This window comes from Thermococcus sp. (assembly GCF_027011145.1).
GTDB lineage: Archaea > Methanobacteriota_B > Thermococci > Thermococcales > Thermococcaceae > Thermococcus.
The window spans coordinates 1-5,419 of the sequence record NZ_JALVAO010000066.1 but is presented as its reverse complement, the minus strand read 5'-3'; the positions used below and the strand labels follow the sequence as shown (position 1 = coordinate 5,419).

Annotated in this window: 7 protein-coding genes; 4 read left to right on the top strand and 3 right to left on the bottom strand. The window is 51.9% G+C overall.

Going from position 1 to position 5,419, the window contains the following annotated elements; translation table 11 throughout:
- Positions 1-514 (bottom strand): NifB/NifX family molybdenum-iron cluster-binding protein (locus MVG27_RS09020; RefSeq protein ID WP_297556548.1); only part of this gene is annotated, 514 nt, incomplete at its 3' end.
- Positions 515-634: 120 nt separating this feature from the next.
- Here MVG27_RS09020 and MVG27_RS09015 point away from each other — a divergent pair.
- Genes MVG27_RS09015 through MVG27_RS09000 form a run of 4 tightly spaced genes read left to right on the top strand, consistent with a single transcriptional unit; the run spans position 635 to position 4,272 of the window.
- A complete protein-coding gene (locus MVG27_RS09015; RefSeq protein WP_297550979.1) occupies positions 635-2,263 on the top strand; it encodes a bifunctional aspartate transaminase/aspartate 4-decarboxylase in 1,629 nt (542 codons plus the stop codon).
- Positions 2,250-2,879, top strand: a complete 630-nt coding sequence (locus tag MVG27_RS09010) for a class I SAM-dependent methyltransferase (RefSeq protein ID WP_297550981.1) — start codon at positions 2,250-2,252, stop codon at positions 2,877-2,879. The genes MVG27_RS09015 and MVG27_RS09010 overlap by 14 nt, the downstream gene beginning before the upstream one ends.
- 5 nt (positions 2,880-2,884) lie before the next feature.
- Complete coding sequence (locus tag MVG27_RS09005) at positions 2,885-3,622, top strand: DUF364 domain-containing protein (RefSeq protein ID WP_297556545.1); 738 nt, start codon at positions 2,885-2,887, stop codon at positions 3,620-3,622.
- A complete protein-coding gene (locus tag MVG27_RS09000; RefSeq protein WP_297556543.1) occupies positions 3,622-4,272 on the top strand; it encodes an MBL fold metallo-hydrolase in 651 nt (216 codons plus the stop codon). The genes MVG27_RS09005 and MVG27_RS09000 overlap by 1 nt, the downstream gene beginning before the upstream one ends.
- Here MVG27_RS09000 and MVG27_RS08995 read toward each other — a convergent pair.
- Positions 4,269-4,781, bottom strand: a complete 513-nt coding sequence (locus MVG27_RS08995) for a methyltransferase (RefSeq protein ID WP_297556541.1) — start codon at positions 4,779-4,781, stop codon at positions 4,269-4,271. The genes MVG27_RS09000 and MVG27_RS08995 overlap by 4 nt on opposite strands.
- Positions 4,782-4,821: 40 nt before the next feature.
- Positions 4,822-5,355, bottom strand: coding sequence for a DUF2250 domain-containing protein (locus MVG27_RS08990; protein WP_297556537.1), 534 nt, complete (start codon positions 5,353-5,355; stop codon positions 4,822-4,824).
- Between the last annotated feature and the right edge of the window lie 64 nt (positions 5,356-5,419).

Genomic DNA, 5,419 nt, shown 5'->3' with positions numbered 1-5,419 from the left:
ATCCTCTACCGCGTCCCCATCCGCGGCCCCAGCCCCTGCCCCAACCGGGACCGAAGCCGTAAGCCGGATACGCTGGATAAGCTGGAGCCGGATACGGGCCGTAGGCTGGCGTTGGCGTCGCTGGGGTTGTTGGAACCGTCGGGGCCGGAGCAGGTGCCTGTGCTGGAGCTGTGAACTCGCGAACTGTGCCACTGACAACGGCCTTTATTGCCTCCTCAACTGGAGTTCCCGGCGAGACCTGATAGAGCTTTATCCCCGCCGCCTGTATAGCTCCAAGAGCGTTAGGGCCAACCTGTGGTGCTATTATGGCATCAACGCCCTCGTTGATAAGGGTCTGAACTGCAAGCGGTCCTGCTCCTCCTCCCACTGTTGAAGCGGGGTTCTGGATGACCTTCTCGCTAACTATGTTCCCGTTTTCGTCGATATCTGCTATGTAAAAGGCCGGTGCTCTCGCAAAGACGGGAGCGACAGTATCTTCCCTACCTCCTCCGTTGGTCGGTATCGCAATCCTCATTCGCATCACCTCCGATATTTTGTGCATATGCACAGATTTATAAACTTTTCGGTTACCCTAATCGTATTGCGTGGGCATCTTTTATATACTTCCGTGGAGAGAAAGAAAGGGGTGTCTGTAATGGAGGAGATTTTTGAGAACCTCAAGAAGCTCGACGAGCTCAGCCCCTTCGAGTTTAAGGAACTACTCATAAAGCTCGCCAGCAGAAAATCAGAAAAAATGATGCTCAACGCCGGAAGAGGAAACCCAAACTTTCTGGCGTTAGAGCCGAGGTACGCTTACCTACAGCTCGGTAAGTTCGCGCTGAGCGAAGCTGAGAGGCACTTTGGCTATATGGGTGACCTCATAGGGGGGCACTGCGAGAAGGACGGCATAGAGGCACGCTTTGAAATATTCATCAGAAACCACTGGAACGAGAGGGGGACGAGGTTTCTCAACTCAGCCGTAAGCTACGTGAGGGACTACCTCGGCTTTTCGGCTGATGATTTCCTCCACGAGATGGTTCAGGGTTATCTCGGCTGTGAATATCCGACCCCGCCGAGAATGCTCCCCCTGGCGGAGCAGATTGTCAAGAGGTACCTCCTGAAGGAGATGGGGGCAGGCTACGACCTCGGTTATGCAATAGTCGAGGAAACCCAGCTCTTCGCCGTTGAGGGCGGAACCGGGGCGATGGCTTATCTCTTTGAGTCCCTCAAGGCCAACCATATCCTCAATCCGGGAGATAAGATAGCGATAGCCGTTCCGATATTCAGCCCCTACCTTGAGATACCAAAACTCGACCAGTACAGGCTTGAGATAGTTGAGGTTAAGGCATCGCCGGAACTTGGATACCAGATACCCGATGAGGAACTTGAGAAGCTCAGAAACCCTGAGATAAAGGCGTTCTTCCTAGTCAACCCGGGCAACCCAACGGCAGTGAAGCTTGAGGAGGGAGTTCTCAAAAAGCTCAAGGAGATAGTCGAGAACGAGAGGGAGGACCTAATCATTATCACAGACGATGTCTACGCAACCTTTGCAGATAATTTCAAGTCGGTTTATTCAGTCCTGCCACACAACACGATACTTGTCTATTCCTTCTCCAAGTACTTTGGAGCCACCGGCTGGAGGCTCGGCGTTATAGCGCTCCACAGGGACAACGTCGTCGATAAATTAATTGCCAAACTTCCGGAGGAGGTTCAGGAAGAGCTGGACAGGAGGTATGCCCTGATAACGCCCAATCCGAGGGAGCTGAAGTTCATAGACAGGCTCGTCGCCGACAGCAGGAACGTGGCTTTGAGACACACCGCTGGACTCTCGACACCCCAGCAGGTTCAGATGGTGCTCTTTGCACTCTATGGCCTGATGGACGAGGAGGAAACCTACAAGAAGGCCGTCAAGAGAATCCTCAGGCGCCGTTACAGGGCTCTGTACAGGGGAATAGGACTTGAACCGGTTGAGAACCCGAACTACACCTACTACTACACCCTCCTCGACATGGAAGAGCTGAGCGAGAGGCTCTACGGAAAGGAGTTCTCCCGCTGGTTCATGGAGAACTTTCCGCCGGAGGAGTTCATAATACGGCTTGCCAAAGAGGCAGGGGTTGTCCTTTTACCCGGTAAGGGCTTTGAGGTTCCGCATCCTTCCGCGAGGGTCTCGCTGGCAAACCTCAGGGAGGTGGACTACCTCACCATAGGCAGGACCATAAGGAAAATCTTGGATGAATACTACGAGGAGTTCCGGAAGAAGGGTGACCCCAATGCCCAAAGTTGAGCCCTTTGAGAAGCACCGGGAAAGGTACGAAAGCTGGTTCGAGAGGCACCGCCATGCCTACCTGTCAGAACTTGAGGCGGTTAGGAGGCTTTTGCCAAAGGAAGGAAAAGGTGCAGAGATAGGCGTTGGAACCGGTCGCTTTGCAGCTCCTTTAGGCATAAAGCTCGGCGTCGAGCCTTCCAGAGCTATGGCGGAAATAGCTAAAAAAAGGGGCATAGAGGTCATCGAAGGCGTTGCGGAAAACCTTCCCTTTCCGGATGAGAGTCTCGACTATCTTTTGATGGTGACCACTATCTGCTTCGTTGACGATCCTGAGAGGGCTTTAAGAGAGGCCTACCGTGTGCTAAAACCCGGAGGGGCTTTGATAATAGGCTTCGTCGACAAAAACAGCCCGATAGGAAGACACTACGAGGAGCACAAAGAGGAGAGTGTCTTTTACCGCGACGCGAGGTTCTTCTCGACGGAGGAACTCCTTGAGCTTCTAAAAAAGGTCGGCTTTAGAAAGTTCGAGATAGTCCAGACACTTTTCCATCGGCTGGACGAGATAAAGGAAATTGAACCTGTCAAGCCCGGCTACGGTGAGGGGAGCTTCGTGGTTATAAAGGCCGTGAAGTGATAGCTATGTTGCTGACCAAGATAAAGAGAAAAGCCCTAAAACTTGCCGACGGCCTTGAGCTGGTGGATTTCGGCTTTGCCCTACCTTACACGTGGGTTTTACTCAAAGGGCCGGAGGGAAAGGCGCTGGGTGTTGCTATGACCCTGCCGGAGGAAGTTCAGCGTTACAGGAACTCTATACGTGAGCCTTCACTCAATGCCTTCATCGAGAGGGCCGACAGCCTGAACGTCATCGAGAGAACATTAGGATTGGCTACAATCAACGCGGTTTCACAGTATCACATCGACCTAAGCGACGCTGAATTTACCGATGTGCTTGAACTCCTGCCCGAAAACGTCGGTAAGATTGCCCTAATAGGCAACATGCCACCCCTTGCCAAAGCGCTCCGCGAGAGGGGCTTTGAAGTCTTTATCTTTGAGAGAAACCCAAAGCTATGGGATAAAGACACCTACAGTGACGCTTTGGAATATCACCTTCTCCCCGAGATGGACGCGGTTATAGCAAGTGCCAGCTGTTTGGTCAACGGGACTATAGACCTTCTTTTGGATAGGGCAAAGAAAGCTGAGCTCTTCGTTCTTACTGGTCCAACAGGCCAGCTCCTGCCGGAGTTCTTAGAAGGGACGCGCGTTACGCATTTAGCTTCTATGAAGGTAATTGAGGTCGAGCGAGCCCTTCTGGGCTTGAAGCTTGGAAGTTTCAGGGGTTTTGAGAAGGGCAACAGAAAGTACGTGGTGAAGGTTTAATGAAACTAACAATCCTTAACGACAACGCCCCAGCAAAGGGCCTCATCAACGACTGGGGCTGGAGCGTTCTGGTTGAGAGCAAGTATCGCTTCCTCTTCGATGCCGACACGAGAGGAGAGATTTTAGCCCACAACTCGAAGGTTCTGGGAGCTTCACTGAGAAACCTGAACTTCGCGGTTTTAAGCCACTGGCACTACGACCACTACGGCGGTTTTCCGTTGATTGCTCAGCTCAATCCGGGTCTGAGGCTCTACGCACCGCCTGGCGGATGGATAGAGGGGCTGAGCGTTTTTGAAGTCATTGACGCTGGAAGAATAGCCGATGGAATATGGACTTCTGGGGCTCTGGAGGGTTTCGAGCACGCCGTTGGCGTTGAGACTCCCTCTGGGCTGGTAATCATAGTCGGCTGTTCCCATCCGGGCGTTGACAGGCTCACCGAGGCCATCTTGGAGGTTTCGGGCTATGAAAGGGCCTATCTCGTAATAGGTGGCTTCCATTATCCGTCGCGGAGAACCCTCGATAAACTTGCTAAAATTGCCGAGTTCATAGCCCCAGCGCACTGTTCCGGTGATGAGGCGAAGGCCTACGTGTGGGAAAACTACCCGGAAAAGTTCGTTGGAGTGAAAACTGGAACAATCCTGGAAATTTAACTTTCGGCGTTTTCCTTTAGAGCTTTAATACCCCTTTTGAGACATTCGATTGAGGGATTAAAGGGAGGCCTGTCCCTCAAAAACTTACAGTAATTGTCTCCGAATTCCCTCAGCGTTTCCCTCTCCTCAACGGCGAGGATGAAGTACAGTGCCGAAAAGGAGTACCAGCCAGCTAGGAGAACCGCGTAAATGCTTGATGTCAGCAGAGCTAATCCCCAGCCAAAGAAAATCGAGCCGAACTGCGCCGGATGACGCATGCAGGAGTATATTCCAATGGTTACAAGTCTTTCAGGCTTCCTGATGCCCCTTTTTATGTCAAAGTGGCCGTACTTCTTCAGCGTTTTTCCCGCAATTGCGTTGAGCAGAAGACCGTAACTCATAAGGAAAAGACCTATGGGAAGGGTAAACCATTTAAACGGGAGTTTTTCTCTGGTGTAGATACCCGCAAGTACTATCAAGGTCCACCATGAAAACCAGAAGGCAAACTTCAGAGCGAATTCTTTCTTCATGACAACACCCACAAGAATTTAGTTCTGAGACATATAAGCTTCACCCGATTCCAAGGAAGTCCATCAAAAGGCGAAAGAACTTTGTTCTTTTACCCCTGGGTGTGATGAAGCGGTGAAGAACGAGTTCCTCCCGGATTCTATCGTTTCTTAACTCCTTCGGAAGCTCGTTGAAGCTCCTAGCCTTTGTCAGGGTCCTAACAATGTCCCATCCGCCGGGAAGGAGGGAGTTGAAGTAGTCTCTAAGCCAGCGTTCATCAATTGAGCGGAGGAAAAGCTCCCCGGCCCGCGAAAGCCTGTAGTAAGTGTGGTGCTTGTGCACCTCAAAGGCCTTTTTGAACCTCGCTTTGCTCCTCTTTATCGCGCTTCCAGAGTCCCTTTCGATAAGACCTACCTCGATAAGGTCTTTTATCGCGTCCTCGATGAGGGGAAGCTCTAGCTCGCTCATCTTCGCCATCATCCTTGTGTAATCAACGCCGGCCTTCTTGAGGTGAGCCAGAACATAGAGGTGAACCGGAAGGAGTTCAAGGCCTTGGAACGAAACGGGGCGTTCTTTTCGCGTATCTCCTCCACTCATCGCCGAACCTCCTTTCGAGGGCTCTCTCCTCCTCACCTATAAATGCCAAAACCGAGAGCCAGTA

Coding starts and splice junctions, on each gene's coding strand:
- MVG27_RS09000 (WP_297556543.1), top strand. CDS start 3,622: ATGAAACTAACAATCCTTAACGACAACGCCCCAGCAAAGGGCCTCATC.
- MVG27_RS08990 (WP_297556537.1), bottom strand. CDS start 5,355: ATGAGTGGAGGAGATACGCGAAAAGAACGCCCCGTTTCGTTCCAAGGC.
- MVG27_RS09005 (WP_297556545.1), top strand. CDS start 2,885: ATGTTGCTGACCAAGATAAAGAGAAAAGCCCTAAAACTTGCCGACGGC.
- MVG27_RS09015 (WP_297550979.1), top strand. CDS start 635: ATGGAGGAGATTTTTGAGAACCTCAAGAAGCTCGACGAGCTCAGCCCC.
- MVG27_RS09010 (WP_297550981.1), top strand. CDS start 2,250: ATGCCCAAAGTTGAGCCCTTTGAGAAGCACCGGGAAAGGTACGAAAGC.
- MVG27_RS08995 (WP_297556541.1), bottom strand. CDS start 4,781: ATGAAGAAAGAATTCGCTCTGAAGTTTGCCTTCTGGTTTTCATGGTGG.